At 68.4% G+C, this 23123-nt stretch carries 24 protein-coding genes; 13 read left to right on the forward strand and 11 right to left on the reverse strand.

What is annotated here, in order from left to right; all coding sequences use genetic code 11:
* Positions 1-9: 9 nt before the first annotated feature.
* From mch to ACWPN3_RS11720, 5 genes are read right to left on the reverse strand one after another with little or no spacing between them, the layout of a single operon-like run.
* A complete protein-coding gene (gene mch, locus ACWPN3_RS11700; RefSeq protein ID WP_492242919.1) occupies positions 10-975 on the reverse strand; it encodes a methenyltetrahydromethanopterin cyclohydrolase in 966 nt (321 codons plus the stop codon).
* Positions 950-2128, reverse strand: coding sequence for an ATP-grasp domain-containing protein (locus ACWPN3_RS11705; protein ID WP_492261398.1), 1179 nt, complete (start codon positions 2126-2128; stop codon positions 950-952). The genes mch and ACWPN3_RS11705 overlap by 26 nt, the downstream gene beginning before the upstream one ends.
* On the reverse strand, positions 2110-3012 hold the full coding sequence (locus ACWPN3_RS11710; protein ID WP_492261399.1) for an NAD(P)-dependent methylenetetrahydromethanopterin dehydrogenase: 903 nt from the start codon (positions 3010-3012) through the stop codon (positions 2110-2112). Before ACWPN3_RS11710 ends, ACWPN3_RS11705 begins: the two co-directional genes overlap by 19 nt.
* A 50-nt stretch (positions 3013-3062) precedes the next feature.
* The gene (locus ACWPN3_RS11715) at positions 3063-3563 is read right to left on the reverse strand and encodes a hypothetical protein (protein WP_492261430.1); all 501 of its coding nucleotides are present in this window, start codon (positions 3561-3563) and stop codon (positions 3063-3065) included.
* Entirely contained in the window at positions 3452-4096 is a 645-nt protein-coding gene (locus ACWPN3_RS11720) for a GHMP family kinase ATP-binding protein (RefSeq protein WP_492261400.1), read from the reverse strand. Before ACWPN3_RS11720 ends, ACWPN3_RS11715 begins: the two co-directional genes overlap by 112 nt.
* Positions 4097-4442: 346 nt before the next feature.
* Between ACWPN3_RS11720 and ACWPN3_RS11725 the strand changes: the two genes are divergently transcribed.
* The 12 genes from ACWPN3_RS11725 to ACWPN3_RS11780 all read left to right on the forward strand — a co-directional run bounded on the left by ACWPN3_RS11725 (position 4443) and on the right by ACWPN3_RS11780 (position 16536).
* Positions 4443-5639: a formylmethanofuran dehydrogenase gene (locus tag ACWPN3_RS11725; protein ID WP_492242923.1), complete on the forward strand. Its 1197-nt coding sequence runs from the start codon at positions 4443-4445 to the stop codon at positions 5637-5639.
* On the forward strand, positions 5632-7320 hold the full coding sequence (locus ACWPN3_RS11730; protein WP_492242924.1) for a formylmethanofuran dehydrogenase subunit A: 1689 nt from the start codon (positions 5632-5634) through the stop codon (positions 7318-7320). The genes ACWPN3_RS11725 and ACWPN3_RS11730 overlap by 8 nt, the downstream gene beginning before the upstream one ends.
* Positions 7311-8216 (forward strand): formylmethanofuran--tetrahydromethanopterin N-formyltransferase, encoded by a 906-nt coding sequence (fhcD, locus tag ACWPN3_RS11735; protein WP_492261401.1) that lies wholly within the window; start codon positions 7311-7313, stop codon positions 8214-8216. The genes ACWPN3_RS11730 and fhcD overlap by 10 nt, the downstream gene beginning before the upstream one ends.
* Positions 8213-9022 carry a formylmethanofuran dehydrogenase subunit C gene (locus ACWPN3_RS11740; protein ID WP_492242925.1) on the forward strand — a complete coding sequence of 270 codons (810 nt, stop codon included), beginning with the start codon at positions 8213-8215 and terminating at the stop codon, positions 9020-9022. Before fhcD ends, ACWPN3_RS11740 begins: the two co-directional genes overlap by 4 nt.
* A gap of 440 nt (positions 9023-9462) precedes the next feature.
* A complete protein-coding gene (locus ACWPN3_RS11745) occupies positions 9463-10419 on the forward strand; it encodes a GlxA family transcriptional regulator (RefSeq protein WP_247872867.1) in 957 nt (318 codons plus the stop codon).
* Positions 10420-10609: 190 nt separating this feature from the next.
* Complete coding sequence (locus ACWPN3_RS11750; protein WP_492242926.1) at positions 10610-11107, forward strand: dihydroneopterin aldolase; 498 nt, start codon at positions 10610-10612, stop codon at positions 11105-11107.
* A gap of 4 nt (positions 11108-11111) precedes the next feature.
* Positions 11112-11813, forward strand: a complete 702-nt coding sequence (locus tag ACWPN3_RS11755; protein ID WP_492242927.1) for an amino acid kinase family protein — start codon at positions 11112-11114, stop codon at positions 11811-11813.
* Positions 11810-12379 carry a flavoprotein gene (locus ACWPN3_RS11760; protein ID WP_492242928.1) on the forward strand — a complete coding sequence of 190 codons (570 nt, stop codon included), beginning with the start codon at positions 11810-11812 and terminating at the stop codon, positions 12377-12379. Before ACWPN3_RS11755 ends, ACWPN3_RS11760 begins: the two co-directional genes overlap by 4 nt.
* Positions 12355-13779 (forward strand): DUF6513 domain-containing protein, encoded by a 1425-nt coding sequence (locus tag ACWPN3_RS11765; RefSeq protein WP_492261402.1) that lies wholly within the window; start codon positions 12355-12357, stop codon positions 13777-13779. Before ACWPN3_RS11760 ends, ACWPN3_RS11765 begins: the two co-directional genes overlap by 25 nt.
* On the forward strand, positions 13776-14402 hold the full coding sequence (locus ACWPN3_RS11770; protein ID WP_492242930.1) for a DUF447 domain-containing protein: 627 nt from the start codon (positions 13776-13778) through the stop codon (positions 14400-14402). Before ACWPN3_RS11765 ends, ACWPN3_RS11770 begins: the two co-directional genes overlap by 4 nt.
* Positions 14399-15100: a (5-formylfuran-3-yl)methyl phosphate synthase gene (locus ACWPN3_RS11775; protein WP_492242931.1), complete on the forward strand. Its 702-nt coding sequence runs from the start codon at positions 14399-14401 to the stop codon at positions 15098-15100. Before ACWPN3_RS11770 ends, ACWPN3_RS11775 begins: the two co-directional genes overlap by 4 nt.
* 152 nt (positions 15101-15252) lie before the next feature.
* Entirely contained in the window at positions 15253-16536 is a 1284-nt protein-coding gene (locus ACWPN3_RS11780) for a CynX/NimT family MFS transporter (protein WP_492261403.1), read from the forward strand.
* 13 nt (positions 16537-16549) lie between these two features.
* Here ACWPN3_RS11780 and hydA read toward each other — a convergent pair whose 3' ends face one another.
* The 6 genes from hydA to ACWPN3_RS11810 form a co-directional block, all read right to left on the reverse strand.
* A complete protein-coding gene (hydA, locus tag ACWPN3_RS11785; protein WP_492242933.1) occupies positions 16550-17986 on the reverse strand; it encodes a dihydropyrimidinase in 1437 nt (478 codons plus the stop codon).
* 56 nt (positions 17987-18042) lie between these two features.
* The gene (locus ACWPN3_RS11790; protein ID WP_492261404.1) at positions 18043-19296 is read right to left on the reverse strand and encodes a cysteine desulfurase-like protein; all 1254 of its coding nucleotides are present in this window, start codon (positions 19294-19296) and stop codon (positions 18043-18045) included.
* 17 nt (positions 19297-19313) lie between these two features.
* Positions 19314-19841: an ureidoglycolate lyase gene (locus tag ACWPN3_RS11795; protein ID WP_492242934.1), complete on the reverse strand. Its 528-nt coding sequence runs from the start codon at positions 19839-19841 to the stop codon at positions 19314-19316.
* A complete protein-coding gene (locus ACWPN3_RS11800) occupies positions 19838-20617 on the reverse strand; it encodes an amino acid ABC transporter ATP-binding protein (RefSeq protein ID WP_109452509.1) in 780 nt (259 codons plus the stop codon). Before ACWPN3_RS11800 ends, ACWPN3_RS11795 begins: the two co-directional genes overlap by 4 nt.
* 16 nt (positions 20618-20633) lie before the next feature.
* Complete coding sequence (locus ACWPN3_RS11805) at positions 20634-21305, reverse strand: amino acid ABC transporter permease (protein WP_492261405.1); 672 nt, start codon at positions 21303-21305, stop codon at positions 20634-20636.
* A gap of 104 nt (positions 21306-21409) precedes the next feature.
* Positions 21410-22210, reverse strand: a complete 801-nt coding sequence (locus ACWPN3_RS11810; RefSeq protein WP_492261406.1) for a transporter substrate-binding domain-containing protein — start codon at positions 22208-22210, stop codon at positions 21410-21412.
* Positions 22211-22402: 192 nt separating this feature from the next.
* On the opposite strand from ACWPN3_RS11810, the gene ACWPN3_RS11815 reads away from it, so the two are divergent.
* Positions 22403-23122: a FadR/GntR family transcriptional regulator gene (locus ACWPN3_RS11815; protein WP_492261407.1), complete on the forward strand. Its 720-nt coding sequence runs from the start codon at positions 22403-22405 to the stop codon at positions 23120-23122.
* The last annotated feature ends 1 nt before the right edge of the window (position 23123 follow it).

Raw genomic sequence — 23123 nt, forward strand, 5'->3', positions numbered from 1 at the left:
CGGCCTCCCCTACCCGCCGATGCCGAAGGAACGGTCGAGCAGCGCCGGAGCCAGCGCCCCAGCGGTGAAGCTCCGTCCGCTCTCGAAGGCGGTGACGATGACGCGGGCCGGGCTGAACAGCATCGGGTCGATCTTGAAGAAGTCGAAGCCGCTCGCCGCAAACAGGTCGGCGAAGGGTCGGCCATAGTCGGCGGAGGCCGAACTGGGCAGGCGGGCCGCCAGATCGGCCGCGTCGTCGTCCGGACCGTCGACCAGCAGATGGACGGTTCCGCCGAACAGGATGGCGTCGTTGGTCCGGCCCATCGCCTGGACGAAATCGCGCCCCGGCGGCGGCAACGGCGCGCAGCCGACGCCGTCGCGCACCCGCTCCAGCGGGAAATGGAGGGCTTGCAGCTTGTGCAACCCGACCTCCAGCACGCGGGCGACGATCTGGACCATGCCGGCCGGGCTGCGGGTCGGCGTCAGGATCAGGGTCACGCGCTCCGCCGGCACGCCGCAGTCGCGCGCCACCTTCTCCACTACCGAGACCGGCGGCCGCTTGTCCGTCTCCAGCACCAGCACGGCGCGGTCGGCCATGTCGCGATAGCCGAGTTCGGCGAACAAAGGCTCCTTCACCGCCAGGGCCCGCCCGGGACCGGAACCCAAGGCCGAGAATTTCTCGCCCGACAGGCTCCAGCCCGCATATTGGCTGCCGAGGCAGGCCAGGACCGGATCGGCGGCCGTCACCGTCACCTGCGCCGGCCAATGGACGAAGGGGGAATCCATGGCGATGCGCACGCTGCCGGCACCGCCCAGGCAAATCTCGGCGATGCGGCGCCCGGCCTCCAGGCTGCCCGGCCGGTCGATGCCGGCATCGATCACGGTGCAGCCGGCGGGATGCTGCTCCACCCCGATCCGCAGCATGGCGGCGTCCGCCACCAGGGCATGGACCAGGGGGGCGGCAAGCCGGTTAACACTGAAGGGAAGCGAGGCCATCGGCGGTTCTCTCCACAAAGCAGGCCCGCCGCGAGCAGTCCGCGACGATGCGTTTGATCCGGCAGGACAGGCGGTGACGCGCCTCCTCCTCGTCCCCGCCCCAGGCGGTTACGCTGCACAACGGTTGTCCACCCCCCACCGCGCTGCTGGCCCGAGGCAGGTCGGCGCACCAGGGGGGCCAGGAGAACACTGTCGGCACCGTCAGGGCAGAGGCGGCATAGGCCACCGCCCCGGCAATGACGCCCGGACGCGCCGCTCCCAACGTCCAACCGCGTCCGGCGGCAGCGTCGAGATGGGCGCGCATCACCCCGCCCAGCCGGTGACGTTCGAGCAGGTCGAGCGTGGCCCCCAGACGCGGGTTGACCTCCAGCACCGTCACCGAATTGCCGTCGACCAGCAGGTCCAGGCTGTTCAGCCCGACCAGCCCGAAGGCGGCGGCGATGCGCCGAGCTGCCTCCGCAAGCCGGTCGGCCAGCGACTGCGGCACCGCGGCCGGAAGCACCGCCCCGCCATAGCGGAAGGGCGCATCGGGCGCCGGATAGGTCCATTGCCGGCTGATCGCCACCGTTTCGCACCGGCCGGTACAGTCGGCGATGAAGGCGACGGAGGTTGGCCATCCCTCTGCCCGCCGTTGCAGGTAATGACCGTCCGGCAAGGGACTGCCGGCCCAGGGCACGATATGCCAGCCCCCGGCCGCTCCCGTCCGTTTGACCAGCCAGTGCCCGGGGATCGCATCGTCTGGCATTGCCAGCTGCGTTTCCGGATGCCCGATGCCCAGGTCTTCCAGGCCCAGCGTCGCCAGCCGCGCGGCGAAGCCAGCCGGATCCTCGACCGCCCGCACGATATCCGGCCCGTTGCCAAGCAGCCGGTACGGACCGGCCTGCATCAGCGCGCCAAGCATGTCGGGCGCCTGCTCGAACCCCGACCCGACGACCAGAGCGCTGCCCGGCGGAGCCAGCGTCCGGGCGGCGGCGATCAACGCCTCCCGGTCGAAGCCGGCGACGGGATCGCCGGCGACGCAACGGGCAGGCATCGGCAGATCGGCATCGCCGAACTGGTCCAGCGTCGCGACAATGGCCCCGGTGCGCGCCACCGCCTGGGCGATGGCCCGGCCCGACAGGGCGGCGACCAGGATCACGCCGCTGTCCGGCATTGGGCGCGGGCCAGGGCAAAGGCGTCGTCGAAGGCCAGATAGACCGGCTTCGCCGCCTCGCGCATCGCCTTGAACAGGCCATGCTGGGTCTTGAACTTCACATTGCCGATGGCGAGCGCGCCGATGCCAACGGCGTCCGTGCCCTCGATGGGGGCGCCGTCGCTGAAGGCGTCCACCCCCTCCACGCCGGCCGGCGGCACGGCATTGACGTCGGCCACCACCCGCACCGACGGGGTGGCGGCGATCTGCGTGCGGCTCAGCACCCGAACGCCGGCGCGGGCAACCGCCAGCACCACGTCGGTCTCCGCCAGAATGGCGGACTTGTGGGCATCGGTCGAGCCGTCGACCGCGCTCAGCGTCACGCCGAACCGCTGACGGTAGGAGGTCGCCCGCTCGGCGACGGACGCCGCACCGTCATGGCCGACCAGTTGAACGGACGCACCGGCACGCGCGGCCAGCACCGCGGCGACGCCGCCAACCGGCCCCTTGCCGCCGAACACCGCGACCCGTGAGCCGGCAAGCGTCAACCCAACTTTCTCCAGCTGGGCCTCGACCTTCGCGATCATCGCCGCGGCGGTGGTGCAGGCGCCGGACGGATCGGCGAAGACCGAGATCTCGAACGGCGGGACCATGGCCCGGCGCGCCGCCTCCAGCATGTCCAGCGCCGTCAGGATGTCGCGGCCGGCGATGAACAGACCGGTCCGCTTGGCGTCGCCCGGAGCGCGGGAAAAAATCATATCCTGGACAAGACCCGGCACTTCGCCAGTCTCGACATGGGTATAAGGCACGAGGACGCCATAGCCGGCGTCACACGCCATGTTGATGTCGAATGGACTGACCGCCTTTACCGGAGTAATGGCGTGCATGACATAGGGCTTTTCCATGAAACGAAGTCCTCGGTTCGCTTCATGTCACTGTCTTTCACCTCACGGGTTCAAGCTGTCTTTTTTGCGACTGTTTTATATCCGGCAGCGACTACTTTCTGACCGGAGAAGGTCTCCACCACCGCCCCGTGATTCCGCCCCCGGCAGACGACGAAACGCAGGTTGGGCCGCGTCCGCCAGCGCGCCTGCGCGCCCTCCGCCGCCCGCTCCGCCGATGCCGCATCGCCGAAGACGGCAAAGCCGGTCGGCCCCCAGGAACTCTGCCCGACTTCCGCGGCGCCGGCCACTGGGAGCCACCGCAGAACCTCAGCCACATCCAGGCTGCTGAAGCGCCCGCCCTGGGCCGGGGCGAAATGGTCGCCGACCACGCTCTGGAGTTCGGTCACGGCGGCGCCGAACCGCATGGCATCCCCTTCCGCCAGCGCCGGCAGCCCGACCATCAACGCCAGCCGGCACAGATAGGCCGCCTTGTCCGCCGGAAAGGGGGGCAGATCGCGGAAGGCGACCGTCTCAGCCGTGCCGGACAGGCCGCGGTTGGCATCGTCGAACACCAGCAGCATGCGCCACGCCTCCGGCAGAGCCATGCGGCTGATGACGGGAGGCGGCTCGTCGAGCGCACCCTTGCCGCCGTCCAGAATGACGCCGCCCTGTTCGAACGCACCGACGCCGATGCCGACCGCGCCCCCCGGTCCAGCAGGCTGGCGACCCGGCGCGGCGGCAGCGGCCGGCCGGTCATCGCCGACAGGGCCGCCCCGACGGCCAGCGCCAGCTGGGTGCCCGACCCCAGCCCGGAATGGGACGGGATGGTCCGACCCAACCGCAGGGAAAAGCGGTTTTCCACGCCCAGCGCCCCGCACAGCCGGTCGAGATACCCCGCCGCCCGGCAGTCCGGACCGACAGGAACATCGCTTCCGGATTTCCCGCGCATCAACATCAGGTCCGTTCCCAGCCCGTCGAGCGTCAGGCCCAGGCTGCCGAAGCGCCGGCCCAAGCCGCCCTCCATGTCGAGAAACCCAAGATGCAGCCGGGCGGGCACCTCCACCCGCACCGTGTCGACTGTCATGCGCTGTTCGCCGCAAATCATGGCCTACCTGTCGCAAAAGCCAAGGCGACCAGCCGCCTTTCGCACATAATAAAATTGGCGGCGGCAAAATCAATGAGAACAACAACAGAAAACAGATTATATTCTGAAAATCTTTAAATATCGGATCCGATTTATTCATTTCCGTAAAGAATATGAACTGAAATTTCATGCCTAATATTATTTAATATAACCTTCTACACTCGACATCATGCGCGGAGTTTGGGATATGGACTATGGACTCGGCGGGAATGACCTCCCACCGCCCATGAGCGATGTCGTTTGCCCATTCTGCGCAATGGCCTGCGATGACCTTGCAATCGCACGCGATGGCACAGGACAGCTCAGGGTGACCGACAACGGCTGCGCACGGGCGCGCACCCTGTTCGCCCTTCCGACATTGCCGGCCCACTGCTTTATCAAAGGCCGCGCCGTTCCACTCGACGAAGCGCTGGACGCCGCGGCGGCCTTGCTGCGCGATGCGGCCTCGCCGGCCGTCGGGGGGCTCGCCGCCGACACCGAGGGAGTCTCCGCGGCCCTGGCGCTGGCGGAGCGGCTGGGTGCGGTGGTGGACCACGCCGCGTCCGACAGCCTGTTCCACGGCCTGCGCGCGCTCCAGGTGACCGGCGCCATGACCGCCACCTTCGGCGAAATTCGCAACCGTGCCGACCTGTTCGTCCTGTTCGGAACCGAGTTCGAGCGCCATGTCCCCCGCCTGTTCGACCGCATCGTCCGTCCGCCGACAGCCCTGTTCCGCGATGCCGGCGCGGCGCGCGGCTTCCTGATCGGTCCCAACGACGGACCGGTACCGGACGGGTTCGAGCGGCTTAGCGCCGACCTGACGCACGCCTCTGCCATCGCCGCCGCCCTGTCTCAGCTGGTGGCCGGCGAAACACCCCGCGGCGGCCGGGTGGGCTCCATCGCTATGGAGGATCTCGCCCGCGTCGCCGTGGCGCTGCGGGAGGCGCGCTTCGGCGTCGTCGGCTGGGTCGCCGCCACGCTGGACCCGGCGGCAGGCGATGTCGCCATCGAGGCCTTCAACCGATTGGTGGTGACCGCCAACGCCTCCACCCGCTGCGCCGGCTTGCCCCTGGGCGGCAAGGGCAACGCGCTGGGCGCCAACTACGTGTGCGCTTGGCAATATGGCGTGCCGCTGCGCTCCCGCCTGGGGGCCGGCCCGCCGGAACACGATCCGCTGCGCTATCGGCTGAAAAGCCTGCTGGCCGGGGGCGAGGTCGATGCGCTGGTCTGGCTTTCGGCCCTGAACGGCGCGGAACTGCCGGACACCCGCACGCCGATGATCGTGCTGGCCCGCCCCGGACAGCCGTTGCCCCGCGACCCGGAGGTGCTGATCCCGGTCGCCATCCCCGGCCTCGACCATTCCGGCAGCATCCACCGCGGCGACGGCGTCGCCGCCCTGCCGCTGCGCCGCTTGCGAACGACCGCCATGACGCTTCCATCGGCCGCGTCGGTGCTGAGCGCCCTGCTCGACCGCCTCCCCTCCTCCCATCTCCCCATTCGGTTTCGGGAGACAGCGCATGTCTGACGCCTACACCCTGCTGCGCGGCGGTCGCGTCTGCGATCCGACCGAGAGCACCGACGGTGGCAGGTTGCGTGACCTGTACCTGAAGGACGGCCGCATCGCTGCGACGCCTCCGCAGGAAGCCCGCATCGGCGAGGTGATCGATCTGGAAGGTCGCATCGTCATGGCCGGGGCTATCGACATCCACAGCCACATCGGCGGCGGCAAGGTGAACCTCGCCCGCCTGCTTCTCCCGGAGGAGCATCGCGAGCATGCCAGCGGCCCCGACGGGCTGCGCCGCTCCGGCAGCGGCCTGTTCACCCCATCCAGCTTCGTCACCGGCTACCGCTATGCCGAGATGGGCTACACCGCAGCCTTCGAGCCTGCGATGCTGCCCTCCAACGCGCGCCACACCCATCTGGAACTGGCCGACATTCCGATCATCGACAAGGGCTGCTACGCCGTCCTCGGCAACGACGATTTCCTGCTGGAGCGGCTGGCCGCCGGGGCGACGCAGTCGGAGGTCAACGACTATGTCGCCTGGATTCTCCACGCCACCCAGGCGGTCGGCGTCAAGGTGGTGAATCCCGGCGGCATCAGCGCCTTCAAGTTCAACCAGCGCCGCCTGGATCTGGACGAGGCGCATCCCCATTACGGCATCACGCCACGCCGCATCCTGACCACGCTGGCCACATCGCTGTCCGACCTCGGAGTGCCTCATCCGCTGCACATCCACTGCAACAATCTGGGCATCCCCGGCAATGAAGCGGTGACGCGCGAGACCATCGCCGCACTGGACGGGTTGCCCGCCCACCTGACCCACCTGCAATTCCACAGTTACGGGACGGAAGGCGACCGCCGCTTCTCCTCGGCCGCCGCCGAGATCGCTGAGGCGGTGAACCGCAGCCCGAACATCTCTGTCGATGTCGGCCAGATCATCTTCGGTCAGACCATCACTGCCTCGGCCGACATCATGTCGCAGTTCCGCAACAGCGGCCTCGCCAGCCCGCGCAAATGGGTGTGCACCGATATCGAATGCGACGGTGGCTGCGGGCTGGTGCCGTTCCGCTACCGCGACAAGGCATTCGTCAACGCCTTGCAATGGGCGATCGGGCTGGAGCTGTTCCTGCTGATCGAGGACCCCTGGCGGGTCTATCTGACCACCGACCATCCGAACGGCGGCCCCTTCACCAGCTATCCGCATTTGATCCGGTTGCTGATGGACCGCAGCTTCCGCAACGAGCAGTTGGCGCGGATCAATCCCGATGTCGCCGCGCACAGCCGGCTCGGTTCCATCGAGCGCGAATACACGCTCGACGAGATCGCCATCATGACCCGCTCCGGCCCAGCCCGCGTGCTGGGGCTGCGCGACCGCGGCCACCTGCGCCCCGGCGCCGTCGCCGACGTGGTGGTCTATGACGATTTGCCCGACCGCGAGGCTATGTTCGCGGCCCCCGCCTGGGTGTTCAAGAACGGTCGGCCGGTGGCACGGAACGGGGAGCTGACTGCGACCGGCTGGGGCGACACCATCGTTGTCCGGCCGGACTTCGACCCCGCCATCGAACGGCGGCTGAAACCATGGTTCGAAGATCACCAGACCGTGCGGCTCGGCAACTTCCGCATCGCGGACGGCGAGATCCTCGACCATGGCCGCGGCGGCCTGTCCATCGTTCCGATCCTGACGGCGTCCGACCCATGCTTCTGAACGGCATCCACATCGAAAACAGCTATGCCGAGGCCTTCGACATGAAGGCGACCCGGCTGATCGTGACCGCCGACACACCGGCCTGGGCGCGCCATGCCGGCATGGCTGCCACCGGTTTCGCCACCTCGGTCATCGCCTGCGGCTGCGAGGCCGGGATCGAGCGGGAACTGGCGCCGGAGGAAACCCCCGACGGGCGCCCCGGCGTCGCCCTGCTGTTCTTCGCCACCGGGCGCAGCGTGCTGGGAAAGCAGGTGGAGACCCGCGTCGGCCAATGCATCCTGACCTGCCCCGGCACCGCCTGCTTCGCCGGCGTGCCGCGCGGGGTGAAGGAGGATTCGATCCCGCTGGGCCGGAAGCTACGCTATTTCGGCGACGGCCAGCAGATGTCGAAACTGCTCGGCGGCCGGCGCTACTGGCGCATCCCGGTGATGGACGGCGAGTTCCTGTGCGAGGAATCGAGCTGGAGCGTGCCCGCAGTCGGCGGCGGCAACCTGCTGATCCTCGCCGATGCACGGATGGCCGCGCTGGAGGCAGCGGAAGCGGCGGCGGATGCCATGCGCGCCGTGCCCAATGTGGTGCTGCCCTTCCCCGGCGGGGTCGTCCGCTCCGGCTCCAAGATCGGGGCGAAGTACAAGGGGATGCCGGCCTCCACCAACGATGCCTATTGCCCGACGCTGCGCGGCCTGCCGCGCTCACTCCTGCCGGCCGAGGTCGAATCGGTGCTGGAGATCGTCATCGACGGGCTGACCGCCGCCGACGTCGCCGCCGCCACCACGGCCGGGCTGAAATGCCTGATCGAACGCGGCCGCGGCTCAGGCGTCTGGGGCGTCACCGCCGGCAATTACGGCGGCAAGCTGGGCCGCCATCATTTCCATCTTCACGAGCTGCTGCCATGAGCGTGCTGAGCTTCCGTCTGAAAGGCCCGCTGACCGGCCGCATCGACGCCTCCCCCCTGCTGCCGCACCGGCTGGCGGAGCTGAGTTTGGCGGAGATCGCCGCGCTGCCGTTGCGTCTCGGCCGGGGCCATGTCGCGGTGGGCGATGTGTTCGACCTGTCGGGCAGCCCCGGTGACACCGTCGAACTGGAGGGCGACGGGCGGCTCGATTTCGTCGGGGCGGGGCTGGCCGGCGGCACCATCCGGGTCGCCGGACCGGTCGGCCACCGCGCCGGCACCGGCATGAGCGGCGGCTCCCTGCTGGTTGAGGCGTCGGCAGGGCTGGCAGCGGGTGCCTCCATGCGCGGCGGCGAGTTGATCGTCCGGGGCGACGCCGGCAGCGAGCTGGGCGGCGCCCTCCCCGGCGAGCGGGCGGGAATGACCGGCGGGCGGATCCTGGTCCATGGCGCGTGCGGCGACCGCGCCGGCGCGCGCATGCGTCGCGGGCTGATCGCCGTCGGCGGCGATGCCGGCGCCTACGCCGCCCTGCACATGACTGCCGGCAGCCTGGTGATCGGCGGCAGGCCGGGTACCTTCACCGGCCATGGCATGCGAAACGGCACCATCCTGTTCCGCGGCGAGATCGATCCGCTGCCGGGGTTTGCCGATTGCGGCCTCAACCGGCTGCCTTTCCTGTCGCTTCTGGACAATCACCTGTCAGGGCTTAACGAAGCGCCGCCCACCTGCCGGGGCCTGACCGGACAGGTACGTCGCTGGCTCGGCGACCGTGGATTCGGTGGGCGCGGCGAGATTCTGGCCTGCCTGTGAAGGCTCGCTCGTCGACGGTCGGCAAGCGGCGGCAGTCCACGCCAAGAGGGGCTACCTCATAGAGAGTGAGTGGTTGCTCCGCCGGACGGTGCTATTGTTCTTATCACCGGATTATTTGCATGAAAAACAATCCCGACTCGGTCAACGTCGCGCTCCTTCAAGGATTATGTCCGCTTTGTTCAATGTCGCAGGGCCCCGACCTGCGTAGGCTGCTTGTCATAAAAACTTGATGGTGCGCAAAGGGATCGATCCCCGCCCATCCGAACGCGGCCGCCACTGCAAACAAGGCCGCGGGTAAACAGCGTGTTCGCCGACCATTCGCGACCCACGATACGAACAGGAAAGCGGAAGAGGGGCACGGGACAATGAAGTGCAGCGAGCAGCAATCCGGCGTTTCCCAGGCCGACACGGTCGGTTTTCTCCTGGTTCCCGATTTTTCCATGATCGCGTTCACCGCGGCGGTTGAGCCTCTCCGCCTCGCCAATCACATCAGCGGAAAGGAGTTGTATCGCTGGGTGCTGCTCTCGCCGACCGGCGGCGTTCAGCGGGCCAGCAACGGCATCGGCATCTGCGTCGACCATGCCATCGCAGACGCCATCGCCGACTGCCCGCCGTTGTCCACGGTGATGGTGTGCAGCGGCATCGGCGGCCACTGGTACGAGGATCGGGCGATGTTCTCATGGATGCGGCGTTCGGCCGCCCAGGGAATTGCCTTCGGCGCCCTCTGTACCGCCAGCCACATCCTGGCCCGCGCCGGCCTGCTGAACGGCTACCGCTGCACCATCCATTGGGAGAACATGGCCGGCTTCGCCGAAACCTTCCCGGAGATCGAAGCGACGGGCGAGCTGTTCACCATCGACCGCAACCGCTTCACCTGCGCGGGCGGCACCGCCGCCACCGACATGATGCTGCACCTGATCGCCGCCCGCCATGGCGAGAAGCTGGCAATGGACATCGCCGAGCAGCTTCTGCACACCAAGATCCGCGCGGGCAGTATCCGCCAGCAGGAAGAACTGCAAGCCAATCCGGTGCTTGACCACGAGGATCTCCACGCCGCGGTGGCGGTGATGCAGGCCAACATCGAGGAACCGCTCGATCTGCTGACGCTTGCCGCGGAACTCGGCCAATCCCGCCGTAATCTGGAACGGCTGTTCCGCAAATACATGAACTGCTCGCCGGCCAAATACTATCTCGGCCTCCGGATGAAGCGGGCGCGGCAGCTGCTGTGCCAGACCCGCATGTCGGTGATGGAGGTGTCGATTAGCTGCGGCTTCATCTCCGCCACCCATTTCAGCAAATGCTACCGCGACCATTTCGGCATCGCACCGCGCAGCGACCGGCAGAGCCAGCGGCACAGCCCGCTCGCCGCCGCGCATGAGTTCGCCGGACTGAGCTGACACCGCAGCGGGGGCGGACGGTCAAGCGGGACCGGATCGGGGGAACGGGCATGGGGCGGCGGAAATCGCCAGATTGCTGTCGCTTTCGAGCAGATGCAGCCCTCCGGATGTCGGTAAGGTACAAATGCGGCCCGCCCGACACCAGATCCACGCTCGGCCCCGCCGGACAACAGCCAGGAGGACGGCACCGATGCTAGACGCGATTCTTTCCGCCCAATGCGCGCGTGGCCTGACCGCCGCCGGCTCCGGCCCGTCCACCATCCCCGCCGGCCTCTACGAGCTGTTCCTGGAAAACGTGGTCCTGCCTTGCCGGATCGGCGTCTTCGATTATGAGCGCGACGCGCCACAGCGGGTGCGCATCGACCTTCTGCTGCAGGTGCGCCAGGACGGCGCCCAGTTCTCCGACGACATCGGCGACGTGCTCTCCTACGACGATCTGCTGTCCGGGCTGAAGCGGATCCTGATGGACGAGCACACCAACCTTGTAGAGATGCTGGCGGAAAAGATCGCCCGCATGTGCCTTGCCCACGGACAGGTGCAGTCGGCCCGTGTGTCGGTGGCGAAACTGGACATCTATGACGGCGTCGCGGTGCCGGGCATCCGGCTGGAGCGGACGCGTGACCAGATGCCGGGCCAACCCCTGCCGGCGTCGCGCCGCCCGCTGGCGATGGCGGACCGGCGGATCTGACCCGATGACGGCCAACGCATCGCCAGAGGACGGATCCCCACCCCCCGCGGCGCGGCCCTGGGTGATCAAGATCGGCGGCAGCCTGTCCGACTGGCACCGGCTGGGAACCTGGCTGGACCTGATCGCCCGGCCCGGCCATCTCCATCCCGTGGTCATCGTGCCGGGTGGCGGTCCCTTCGCCGACGCCGTGCGCGATGCCCAGGACAATTGGCGCTTCGACGACCGTCTCGCCCACCGCATGGCCCTGCTGGCGATGGAGCAGTTCGGGCTGATGCTGCACGGCATATGCCCGACCCTGCACACTGCGGCGACGCGCGAGCGTTTGCGCTCGCTGATCCGGGCGCGGATGCCGGCGGTGTGGCTGCCGTCCGCCATGGCGCTCGACCAGCCCGAGATTGCCGAAAGCTGGGAGGTCACCTCCGACAGCCTCGCGGCATGGCTGGCGGTGGAACTGGACGCGGCGGCGCTGGTGCTGGTCAAGTCGGGGCCCTGCCCCTGTGCGGCGACCGATGCGGCGTCGCTCGCCCGCGACGGGCTGGTCGATGCCGCTTTCCCGCTCTGGCGCGCCCGCTTCGCCGGCGAGAGCTGGTGCATCCATCGCGACAACCACCTCCTGATGGAGGAGGCGCTGGCGGGTCGCGCCGCTCCCGGCTGCGCCCTGCTGCGCTGCCCGGAGGTCGAACCCCTGCCAAGCGTGCGGGTATGAACAGCATCGCTCCTCCGCCGGCGCCGCCGCGGCTGGCCTGGGCGCTGACCGGGTCGGGCCATTACATCAAGGAGACGCTGGACCTGATGGCGCGGCTGGCGCCGCTCGACGTCTTCCTCAGCAAGGCGGCCGAGGAGGTCATGCGGATGTACCGCCGCCGCGACGGCAACTTTCCTCCCGGCACCCGCCTGTTCCGCGACCGGGCTGCCAGCGCCCCGCAGATCGGACGGTTCTATTTCGGCGAATACCACACGCTGGTGGTGGGGCCGGCGACCTCCAACACAGTCGCCAAATGCGTGCAGGGGATTTCCGACACGCTGCCGACCAACGCCTTCGCCCAGGCCGGCAAATGCCGGGTGCCCTGCATCGTCTTCGCCTGCGACACCGCGCCGGAAATGATGACCGAGGCGCCGCACGGCATGGTGCCGGTCTATCCCCGGCGCATCGACCTGGAGAATGTCGAACGGCTGCGCGGATTCGAGGCGACCACCGTCGTCGAAACCGTTCCCGACCTCGAATCCGCGCTGAAGGCGCGCCTTGAATGTCTGACCACCTCGTCTTCGTGACCGGAAAGCTGGCGGAGCCGCGCCTGCGGGCGATGCTCGACGGGATGGCGCCCGCCCCCTTCCGCTTCGACGTGGTGCAGATCGGCGTCAGCGTCGCCGCCCTGATGACCGAGGAGCTGATCAGGCGCCGCCTGCCGCCCCCGCCCCCCGGCGCGCGCGTGCTCCTGCCCGGCCGGACGCGCTGCGATCTGGCGGCATTGTCCGCTCATTTCGGCGTCGCCTTCGAACGCGGGCCGGAGGAGCTGCGCGACATTCCCGCCTATCTCGGCGGGAGGGCGGCGCAGGCCGACCTGAGCGCCCATGCGGTGACGATCTTCGCCGAGATCGTCGACGCTCCCCGCCGTTCCGTCGACACTCTGCTGGAGACCGCCGCAAGGCTGCGCCGCGACGGCGCCGACGTCATCGATCTGGGCTGCCAGCCGGGTGAACGGTTCGAGGGGCTGGAGACCGCCGTTTCCGCCCTGGTCGCCGCCGGCCACAGCGTCAGCGTCGACAGCGCCGACCCCGACGAGCTGCTGCGCGGGGCGGCGGCCGGCGCCTCGTACCTGCTCAGCCTCAGCGAGGACACGCTGTGGGTGCTGGACCGGACGGACGCCACCCCGATCCTGGTCCCGGCCAAGCCGCGCGACCTGGAGTCGCTGTGCCGCGCCGTCGACCGCCTGCGGGCCGCCGGCCGGCGTTTCCTGGCCGACCCGGTGCTCGACCCCATCCATTACGGCTTCACGGAGTTGGTGGTGCGCTATCACGAGCTGCGCCGGCGCTACCCCGACATCGGGATGCTGATGGGCATCGGCAACCTGACCGAACTGACCGACGCCGACACCACCGGCACGACGGCGCTGCTGATGGGCATGGTGTCGGAACTGTCGATAAACGCCGTCCTCACCCTTCAGGTCAGCCCGCATGCCCGCACCGCGGTGCGCGAGGCCGACCGGGCGCGGCGGATCATGCATGCTGCATCGGAAAGCGGCAGCCTGCCGAAGGGCATCGACGACGGGCTGATGGCCCTGCGCGACCGCCGCCCCTTCGCCGTCACGCCGGCGGAGATCGCGGAGACCGCCCGCAACATTCGCGACCCCTCCTTCCGGGTCGAGGTGGCGGAGGACGGGGTCCATGTCTACAACCGCGACGGCCACCATGTGGCGACCGACCCTTACCAGCTCTATCCCCTGCTCGGGCTGGCGGACGACGGCGGACATGCCTTCTACATGGGGGTGGAGTTGCAGAAGGCCTTCCTCGCCTGGCAGCTCGGCAAGCGCTACGTCCAGGATGAGGATCTCGCCTGGGGCTGCACGGTGGAGGCAATGCCGGAGGCGGAGGCGGGCAGCGACCCCCACGGCTTCAAGGCGGCGGGCACCACCTTGCAGGAGCGGCGGCGGGCCTGTGGAAAGGCATCATGATACTCGAGACCATCGTCACCACGCTGGGCGCCGACGGGACCCCGCACATCGCCCCCTTCGGGGTAACGCGGACCGCTGACGATCTGGTGATCGCGCCCTTCCGCCCGTCCGTCACGCTCAACGCGCTGGAAGCCACCGGCCGGGCCGTGATCAATTTCACCGACGATGCGCGTCTGTTCGCAGGCTGCCTGACCGGACGGCGGAACTGGCCGCTGGTGCCGGCAACCGCCATCGCCGGCGTGCGTCTGGCCGACAGCCTCGCCCACTGGGAGGTGGAGGTGGTCCGGGTCGAGCCCGACCCTGTGCGCCCGCGCTTCCATTGCCGGACCGTCCTTCGGGAGGCGCATCGCCCCTTCGAGGGCCACAACCGTGCCGCCGCCGCCGTGATCGAGGCGGCGATCCTGTGCAGCCGGTTGCACATGCTTCCCTGGGAGAAGGTGGAGCGGGAGATGGCCTACCTTGCCATCGCCGTCGAGAAGACCGCCGGAGCCCGCGAGCGGGAGGCCTGGGGCTGGCTGTCCGACCGCGTGGCGGCCTTCAGGTCCGAAAGTCTCGCCGCGGCGGAGCCGCCCGCCGCCGGCCCCGCTGCGGACCATATGGCCAAACCACAGGTGCTCTCATGATCCGCATGCTCGCCAGCGTGACCAATCCCGTGGAAGCCGGTATCGCCGTGACGGCCGGCGCCGACCTGATCGATCTGAAGAACCCGGACGACGGCGCGCTGGGTGCGCTGCCAGTCGGCATCATCGAGGCCTGCCTGCGAACGGTCGATGGACGCAGGCCGGTCAGCGCCACCATCGGCGATTTGGCCATGGACCCGGCAACCATAACGGCGGCGGTTTCCCGGACGGCGGCCACCGGTGTCGACATCGTGAAGATGGGCATCGGCGCCGGGGGCGATCCGCTTGCCTGCATCGCCGCGGCAGCACGGGCGCGCGGCGCCGCCGCGCTGGTCGGCGTCATCCTGGCCGACCTGACCGCCCCCACCCCCGATCTGGTCCGTGCCATGGCCGATGCCGGCTTCATCGGGGTGATGCTGGACACCGGCCTGAAGGATGGCCGCACCCTGCGCGATCATCTGTCGGCCGACGCGCTGGCCGCCTTCATCGGACAGGCGCGCGGGGCCGGAGTACTGGCCGGGCTGGCGGGGTCGCTCAGGCTTGCCGACATCGGCCCTCTGGCAGCGCTCCGCCCGTCGATCCTGGGATTCCGCGGCGCGCTTTGCCAGGGCGGCGCGCGGCGCGACGCCATCGACCCGGACAGGATCGCCGAGGTCGTCGGAAGCGTGCGCAATGCGGTTGCACCGAGCGAGTGCCTCTGACCCCAAAACGTCTGCTCCGGATTTGCCGTTTTCTTGCCGCCCGTGACGGGTCCCAACGGTCGCTGGGGTGGGTTGCAGCGTGGGCGGGTTGACCCTGCGGGCAACCAATGGTCGATTGCTTGGCCCCGCCAACAAAGCCGTTCAGGTTGTTCATGACCATCGAAAGCGCCGCCGGCCGATCCGCCGATACTCCCAGCGGCGGCCCGGCGGCCACCCGGCCCGAATCCCATTCGACGGAGAATGCCCGGACTCAACAAGCCCAGGCGGAGACTTCGGCGCTGCATCATCCGCTGCTGATCGCCGTCACCCTCGTGCTGGTGGCGCTGAACCTGCGGCCGGCGCTGTCGAGCCTTGCACCGGTGATGGGCGATGTGGTGCGCGATGCCGGCCTGAGTTCCGGGCAGGCCGGGCTGCTGACGACGTCGCCCGTGCTGTGCCTCGGCCTGTTCGGGGTGATCGCCCCGCGTCTGGCCCAGCGCTTCGGCACGGAGCGGACGATTTTCTTCACCCTGCTGATCCTGGGCTTTGGCGTCGCGCTGCGCGGGGTCGGCAATTTCGCGGCACTGTTCGCCGGGGCGACGCTGGCGGGTGCGGGGATCGGCATCATCGGCGTGCTTCTGCCGGCCGTGGTGAAGCGCGACTTCCCCAGCAAGATCAGCCTGATGATGGGGGTCTACACCATGGCGCTCTGCGCCGGGGCGGCGATTGCCGCAGGGGCGACGGTGCCGCTGGAGCGGGCGCTCGGGCAATGGACCGGCGCCCTGGCCTTCTGGGCAGTCCCGGCGGTGGTGGCGGCGGTGGCTTGGCTGCCGCTGACCCGTGGACGCCAGAGCGCGGCCGGCCCTGCCCGCGCATCGGTGCGCGGCCTGTGGAGCAACCGCCTGGCCTGGCAGATCACCCTGTTCATGGGGCTGCAATCGGCTTTGGCCTACATCGTGCTCGGCTGGATGGCGCCGATGCTGCGCGACCGCGGGTTCGACCCGACGACGGCGGGGCTGATCGTTTCCGGCTCGGTCATGGTCCAGGTGGTGGCGGCGCTGGTCGCCCCCATGCTGGCGACCCGCACCCCGAGCCAGAGCCTCGCCGCCGTCTCCATGCTCGGTTGCAGCCTCGTCGGCATGGTCGGCTGCCTCTACGCTCCGCTCTGGACCATCGCGCTGTGGGCGGCGATCCTCGGCATCGGCCAGGGTGGGGCCTTCGCCGTGGCACTGACCCTGATCGTGCTGCGCTCGCCCGACAGCCGCATCGCATCGCACCTGTCGGGCATGTCGCAGAGCGTCGGCTATACCCTGGCGTCCAGCGGCCCCTTCCTGGTCGGGCTGCTGCATGGCTGGAGCGGCGACTGGCACGCCTCCGCCCTGCTCTTCGTCGCGATCGCGCTGGCGGCGGGGGTCTTCGGTTACCTCGCCGGCCGGCCCCGCCAACTGCGCCTCTGATTACGCGCTCCGCTCAGTCATACTGCGTCGGGCGGCGGCCGCGCGGTGCCGCGAAGGGCGAGATCGACCGGTGCAGGAACCGGCCATCGCCAGACTTGCCGGTCTGGACGCCCTTGTCGATGATGACGGTGCCGCGCAGCAGGACGGTTTCGGGCCAGCCCGTCACCTCCATGCCTTCATAAGGCGTGTAGTCGGCCCCGTGATGCATCAGCTCCTGGGTGATCGTCACCTTGCGGTCGGGATCCCACAGGACGAGGTCAGCATCCGCCCCGATGGCGATGCTGCCCTTGCGGGGGGCAAGGCCGTACATCCGGGCATGGTTGGTGGATGTCAGGGCGACGAACTCCTGCAAGGAAATCCGTCCCTTCCCCACCCCTTCGGAGAACAGGATCGGCAGCCGCACCTCGACGCCGGGGATGCCGTTGGGAACCCATTTGAAGGCCGTCCGCTCGCCCTGCTTCTTCTTGCCGGCGGGGCTGTCGAAGCGGAACGGGCAATGGTCGGAGGAGAAGACCGAGAACAGCCCCGATTGCAGGCCGGTCCAGCAGGCGTCCTGGCTTTCCTTGTCGCGCGGCGGCGGGCTGCAAACGTATTTGGCGCCCTCCATGTTCAGCCCCTTCAGGTCTTCGGCCGTCAGGGTCAGATATTGGGTGCAGGTTTCGGCATAGACCTTCAGGCCGCGGCTCTGCGCCCAGCGGATCTGTTCGATGGCGTCGGCGGACGAGACGTGGACGATCATGATCGGCACGTCGACGATCTCGGCGAAGGAGATGGCACGGTGGGTCGCCTCGCGCTCCACCGGGATCGGACGGGATTCGGCGTGGTAGTAGGGATCGGTGCGGCCGGCCCGCTCCAGCCGCTCGGTCAGGAACTTGATGGCGTCGTAGCCTTCGGCATGGACCATCACCAGCGCCTTCTCGCGCCGGGCGACGTCGAACACCTCCAGCAGCTCGCGGTCGTTCAACTTCAAATCGTCATAGGTCATGAAGACCTTGAACGAGGTGTAGCCGTCCTGCACCAGTGCCGGCAGTTCCTGGCCCAACACCTGCTCGGTGGGGTCGGAGATGATGAGGTGGAAGGAATAGTCGGTCAGGCACTGGCCTTCCGCTCGCGCATGGTAGTTCTGGACAGCAGCGCGCAGCGACTTGCCCTTGGGCTGGAGCGCGAAGGGAATGACCGTCGTGTTGCCGCCGAAGGCCGCGGAGAGCGTGCCGCTGCGGAAATCGTCGGCCATGATCGTGCCGTCGTCGCCGTCCTGCGCGATGTGGACGTGACTGTCGATGCCGCCCGGCATCACCAGCCTGCCGGAGGCGTCGAGGACCTGTCCGGACGTGTCGAGCCGTTCGGCCAGCGCCACGATGCGGCCGTCCTTGATGCCAATGTCGCAGCGGCTGACATCGGCGGCCGTGACCACCGTGCCGTTGCGCACCACCAGATCGAACTCAGCCATGTGCCTGATCCTGTTCCAGATGTGATCGGTCGGTCATCCTTCGGTCGGCCCTAGGCTCACCGCCGCTGCGGCATGGCATTGCCGAGGGCGTCGATGAGGCGGTCGACCTCGTCCAGCGTGTTGTAATGGACCAGCGACACACGGATCACGCCGTTGACCGCGGTCAGCCCCAATGTCTCGATCAGGCGCTTGGCATAGAAATCGCCGAAGCGGATGCCGATCATCGCCGCATCGACCGCGCCCACCACCTCGTCCGACCGGTATCCGTCCACCACGAAGCTGATGGTCGGCACCCGCAGGGAGCGGTCGGCGGCGGCATGGCCGATGACCCTCACATCGTTGCGTCCGCGCAGATAGGCGAGCAGCCGTTCGGCAAGCGCCTCCTCATGGGCGGCGATGGCGTCGAAGGCTGCCACGATTTTGGCCCGGCGCGGCCCGGCGGCACCGCAGCGCTCGCCGAGCTCGGCAAGGTAATCGACGATGCCGGTGCAGCCGACGGCGAGTTCGTAATTCACGTTGCCGGGCTGGAGCTTGTAGGGGATCACCGAGCGGTCGATGAAATAATGGTTCAGGCTGGGCAGCGCGGCCAAAAGCTCGTGCTTGCCGTAGAGAACGGCGAAATGGGGTCCATAGACCTTGTAGAAGCTGAAGACGTAGTAATCGACGTCCCAGCCGGCGACATCCACCGCGCGGTGCGGGGCGTAGGCGACAGCGTCGACCAGCAGCTTCGCGCCGTGCCGGTGCACCAGCCGGGCGATGTCGGCTACCGGGTTGATGGTGCCGAGGATGTTCGAGGCATGGGTGACGCAGACGAGCCGCGTGCGCCCGTTCAGCAGCGGTTCGAGATCGTCCAGCGCCAGTTCCAGGCTGTCGGGGCGGACGGCCCAGGTCCGGATCACGGCGCCCTTCTCCTCCAGCTTGCGCCAGGGGCCGATGTTGGCCTCGTGATCGGAGTTGGTGACGACGATCTCGTCGCCGGGCCGGATCTGTTCGGCCATCGCCGCCGACAGGGTGTAGAGCAGGGCCGTGGTGCTTCCGCCCATGACCACCTCGTCCGGCCGCTTGGCGCCGATCAGCTCGGCGATGTCGGCATGGGCGTCGGCGACCCGCGCGCCGGACTGCCGCGACACGGCGTAGCTGGCGCCCAGCTGCACGTTGCTGGTCAGCAGATAATCCCGGATGCGGTCGGCGACACGCGCCAGCGTCTGGGAACCCCCGGCATTGTCCATGAAGATCCAGTCACCGGCGAGCGCCGGGAACTGGGCGCGGACAAAGGACAGATCGAGCGGGGAGGTCGTCACGTTCGACACGGGTTCAATTCCTTCGGTCAGATCGCGGCGGCGTGGTCGGCGACCAGCAGCGGCACGGACAGGGAGACGACGCGGCAGTCGGCGTCGGGATCGGGGGCGCGCCACATCATCATGGCGAAGTCGGCGGTCTCGTCGAGAGCCACAAGCGGACAGTGCCAGACGCCACCGGCATAGGTAATCGCCTGATCGGGACCGGCGACGAAGGCACGGGCGGTCTCCGGATCCGGGTCGCCCCCGTCGTCGGCGAGGGCGGCCACCACCAGGAAGCGCCCGCCGGTCATCGGAACGAATGTCTGGCTGCTGAGCGGGTGCTGTTCCATCGCCGTCACGGCGAAGGGCAGCCGTGACGGGGTGATGCGGTAGAGCGCCAGCACCGGCGGCAGCGGCTCACCGGCAAAGCCCAGCCCATGCTCGGCGTCATAGCGGATGCCGCGCCCGTCATTGACCAGGGACGACCGGCCCATTCCGGCGGAAAGCACCGTGCCGAACGGGGCGAAGGTGTCGCCGGTCAGCGGCACCGCCGGGATGATCCTCGCGGCGCTCAATGGTTCAGGACCGCTTGCAGGAAGGCACGGGCGCGCTCTTCCTTGGGTGCGGAGAAGAAGGCTTCCGGCTTCGCCTCCTCGACGATCTGGCCGCGCTCCATGAAGATGACGCGGTCGGCCACGCGGCGGGCGAAGCCCATCTCATGGGTGACGACCACCATCGTGACGCCGGTGCGGGCCAGCGACTGCATGACGTCCAGCACCTCGCCGACCATCTCCGGATCGAGTGCCGAGGTCGGCTCGTCGAACAACAGGATTTTGGGTTCCATCGCCAGCGCGCGGGCGATGGCGACGCGCTGCTGCTGGCCGCCCGACAGCTGGCCGGGGAACTTGCCGGCCTGTTCGGCGATGCCGACGCGGGTCAGCAGCTCCATGGCCCGTTCCTCGGCGGCCTTCGGCGCCAGCTTGCGCACCCGGATCGGCGCCAGCGCGACATTGCGCAGCACGGTCATGTGGGGGAACAGGTTGAAGCTCTGGAACACCATCCCGACCTCGCTGCGGACGGCAGCCAGATTGGGACCGGGCCGGACGGCGACGTCGTCCACCGTCACCGTTCCGGAATCGTAGGTCTCCAGCAGGTTGATGCAGCGGATCAGGGTCGATTTCCCCGACCCCGACGGGCCGAGCAGAACGACCACCTCGCCTTCCGCGACATCGAGGTTGATGCCGGAAAGGGCGCAGAAGCTGCCATACATCTTGCGCAGGTCGCGGATGGCGATGATCGGCCGGGCGGCCGGGCGCGCGGATGCCGCCCTGCCCGCTTTCCCCGCCTGCATATCGTTGATCTGCATGTCAACGGCGCTCCTTGGCGAAGTGTTTTTCCAGCGTGCCCACGGCGCGCACCATCGGCAGGAGCAGCAGCACATAGAGCGCGGCGGCGCCGATCAGCGGCGTCGGGTTCGCCGCCAGCGCCTGGGCCTGCGTCGCCTGCTTCAGAAGGTCCGGCATCGCGACGACGGAGGCGAGTGCGGTGTCCTTCATCACGTTGATGCAGTTGCTGGTCATCGGCGGAATGACGATGCGGACGGCCTGCGGCAGGACGATGTCCCCCATCATGCTCCAATAGGACAGGCCGAGCGCTTGGCTGGCCTCGAACTGGCCGCGGGGGATCGCCTGGATGCCGGCCCGCAGGATTTCAGCGCTGTAGGCGGCGCTGACCAGCGACAGGGCGGTGGTGGCCGATGCGAAGGGGGAAAGCCGGATGCCGACGAACGGCAGGGCGTAATAGACGATGACCAGAAGCACCAGGATGGGAATGGCGCGGAACAGGTCGATGTAGAGCACCCACAGCCCGCTCAGTGCAGGCGGGCCGTAAAGACGCAGAAGAGCGAGGACCAAACCGCCGACCAGGCCGAGCACGATGCTGAGAATCCCCAGCGACAGCGTGGTTCCCAACCCCATCAGCAGGAGCGGCAGCGAATTCCACAGCACCCTTCCATTGAAGAAGGTGTCGATCAAATCCATGAGAGAATGTCCAGGCATGGGCCGGGCACGCGCAACTCAGGCGCCGTGTGCCCGGCCATGGCATCCGATGACGGAGTTTCCAATGGCGGTAAGTCAGTCCGCGCTCAGGACTTCTTCGGGATGTCGAGAACCTTGGCGGTGCTGCCATCGGCATCCGGCTTCACGCCGAACCACTTCTCATGCAGGACGGCCAGGGTGCCGTCCTTCTTCATCGCGGTGATCTGGTCGTTGACGGCGGGCAGCAGCGGGCTGTCCTTGGCGAACATCACGGAATAGCGCTCGCCGGTCGGGATGCGCTGGACCACTTTGAACTGCGGCTTGTCCTTGGTGTAGTAGAGCAAGGCCGGAATGTCGCTGATGTAGCCGTCCAGGCGCCCGGCCCCGAGGTCGAGCATCGCCGGCTGCAGCCCTTCATAGCGGCGGACATCGCCGAAGCTGTATTTGGCCTGGTTCTGGTTCACCCACATGTCGCCGGTGGAACCGGTATCGACGCCCAGCGACTTGCCCTTCAGATCGTCGACGCTCTTGATCGGGGTGTTCGCCCGCACGGTCAGCGACTGGTCGCTGTCATAGTAGGGCTGGGCGAAGGACACCAAGTCCAGCCGCTTGTCGGTGATGGTGATCGACGAGATCGCCATGGCGATCCGGCCCGACTGGACGGCGGAGAACAGGCCGTTGAAGGGGATGTTGACGATCTCCACGGTCTTACCCAAGCGCTTGGCCGCCTCGTTGACCACATCGATCTCGAAGCCGACGAACTTGCCGGTCGCGTCCTGGAACTCCCACGGGACGTTGCCGATGTTGGCGCCGACGGCGAGGTCGGCGGCGCGGGCCGGTGCGAAGCCGCCCCAGACGGTGGCGGAGGCCGCGGCGAAGAGAGCGAGTTTGAGGATCTGTCTGCGCATGGCTGTACCTGCGTCTCCCTGCATGGGTGGGTGAATGCCTGACGCGAATCCCTGAAAGCCGGTTTTGTCGTTTTCTTTGGTCTGAGAGGCCATACCGGTCTGACCAGTTGGATTGCACGCCCTTTCTGGGCTATTGTCAAGGCGTCGCGTGGGGCACCCCGGCAAGAGCAACGACAGACAGGGATCGGCAGGATGCGTGGACGGCTGTTGGTGCCACAGGCGGCGGTCGAGAAGATCCGCCGGATCATCAACGAACAGGGGCTGCGTCCGGGCGACCAGCTGCCGCCCCAGCGCGAGCTTGCCGAGAGGCTGAGCATCAGCCGGGCATCGCTGCGCGAGGCGCTGTCGGCGCTGGAAACGCTCGGCATGATCCGGATCGAGGTGGGGCGCGGCGTCTTTCTCACCGACGGCAAGCCGCCGGACCCGGTCGCCGCCTGGCGGTTCGCCGACCTCTACTCACCGCGTGAAGTCTACGAGGCGCGTCTGGCGTTGGAGCCCCACGCCGCCCAGCTTGCCGCCATCGCCCTGCCCGCGGCCACGCTTGAAACGCTGGCCAGCACGCTGGTGCGGATGCGCAGCGCCTTCGAGGCGCATGATTTCGCCCAGGCCGGGGTGGAGGACAGCAAGTTCCACCACCTGATCGTCGAAGGCTGCGGCAACCGCATGGTCCTGGACCTGTTCCGGACGGTCGATGCGGTGGTCACCGAGATCCAGACGCTTCCCTTCGCCCAGGAGGACCGCATCTGGGAAACCCTGGAGGAGCACGAGCGGATTTTAAAGGCCTTGCAGACACGCGACAGCGCCCGCGCAGCACAGGCGATGTCCGACCACATCACCGGTGCCGCGGGGCGCCTGGGCATCCTGCTGGGTGCCGGGAGAGCTGCCGAACCCGTGGCCGGCAGCTCCCTGTAGG

Source organism: Azospirillum sp. UENF 111221, assembly GCF_058780625.1.

Excerpts from the sequence above, each read along its gene's own strand:
- mch (WP_492242919.1), bottom strand. The coding sequence starts at position 975 with ATGGCCTCGCTTCCCTTCAGTGTTAACCGGCTTGCCGCCCCCCTGGTC.
- ACWPN3_RS11750 (WP_492242926.1), top strand. The coding sequence starts at position 10,610 with ATGCTAGACGCGATTCTTTCCGCCCAATGCGCGCGTGGCCTGACCGCC.
- fhcD (WP_492261401.1), top strand. The coding sequence starts at position 7,311 with ATGCTTCTGAACGGCATCCACATCGAAAACAGCTATGCCGAGGCCTTC.
- ACWPN3_RS11730 (WP_492242924.1), top strand. The coding sequence starts at position 5,632 with ATGTCTGACGCCTACACCCTGCTGCGCGGCGGTCGCGTCTGCGATCCG.
- ACWPN3_RS11710 (WP_492261399.1), bottom strand. The coding sequence starts at position 3,012 with ATGGAAAAGCCCTATGTCATGCACGCCATTACTCCGGTAAAGGCGGTC.
- hydA (WP_492242933.1), bottom strand. The coding sequence starts at position 17,986 with ATGGCTGAGTTCGATCTGGTGGTGCGCAACGGCACGGTGGTCACGGCC.
- ACWPN3_RS11760 (WP_492242928.1), top strand. The coding sequence starts at position 11,810 with ATGAACAGCATCGCTCCTCCGCCGGCGCCGCCGCGGCTGGCCTGGGCG.
- ACWPN3_RS11740 (WP_492242925.1), top strand. The coding sequence starts at position 8,213 with ATGAGCGTGCTGAGCTTCCGTCTGAAAGGCCCGCTGACCGGCCGCATC.
- ACWPN3_RS11755 (WP_492242927.1), top strand. The coding sequence starts at position 11,112 with ATGACGGCCAACGCATCGCCAGAGGACGGATCCCCACCCCCCGCGGCG.
- ACWPN3_RS11775 (WP_492242931.1), top strand. The coding sequence starts at position 14,399 with ATGATCCGCATGCTCGCCAGCGTGACCAATCCCGTGGAAGCCGGTATC.
- ACWPN3_RS11765 (WP_492261402.1), top strand. The coding sequence starts at position 12,355 with ATGTCTGACCACCTCGTCTTCGTGACCGGAAAGCTGGCGGAGCCGCGC.
- ACWPN3_RS11810 (WP_492261406.1), bottom strand. The coding sequence starts at position 22,210 with ATGCGCAGACAGATCCTCAAACTCGCTCTCTTCGCCGCGGCCTCCGCC.
- ACWPN3_RS11805 (WP_492261405.1), bottom strand. The coding sequence starts at position 21,305 with ATGGATTTGATCGACACCTTCTTCAATGGAAGGGTGCTGTGGAATTCG.
- ACWPN3_RS11720 (WP_492261400.1), bottom strand. The coding sequence starts at position 4,096 with ATGATTTGCGGCGAACAGCGCATGACAGTCGACACGGTGCGGGTGGAG.
- ACWPN3_RS11800 (WP_109452509.1), bottom strand. The coding sequence starts at position 20,617 with ATGCAGGCGGGGAAAGCGGGCAGGGCGGCATCCGCGCGCCCGGCCGCC.
- ACWPN3_RS11770 (WP_492242930.1), top strand. The coding sequence starts at position 13,776 with ATGATACTCGAGACCATCGTCACCACGCTGGGCGCCGACGGGACCCCG.
- ACWPN3_RS11745 (WP_247872867.1), top strand. The coding sequence starts at position 9,463 with ATGATCGCGTTCACCGCGGCGGTTGAGCCTCTCCGCCTCGCCAATCAC.
- ACWPN3_RS11780 (WP_492261403.1), top strand. The coding sequence starts at position 15,253 with ATGACCATCGAAAGCGCCGCCGGCCGATCCGCCGATACTCCCAGCGGC.
- ACWPN3_RS11815 (WP_492261407.1), top strand. The coding sequence starts at position 22,403 with ATGCGTGGACGGCTGTTGGTGCCACAGGCGGCGGTCGAGAAGATCCGC.
- ACWPN3_RS11705 (WP_492261398.1), bottom strand. The coding sequence starts at position 2,128 with ATGCCGGACAGCGGCGTGATCCTGGTCGCCGCCCTGTCGGGCCGGGCC.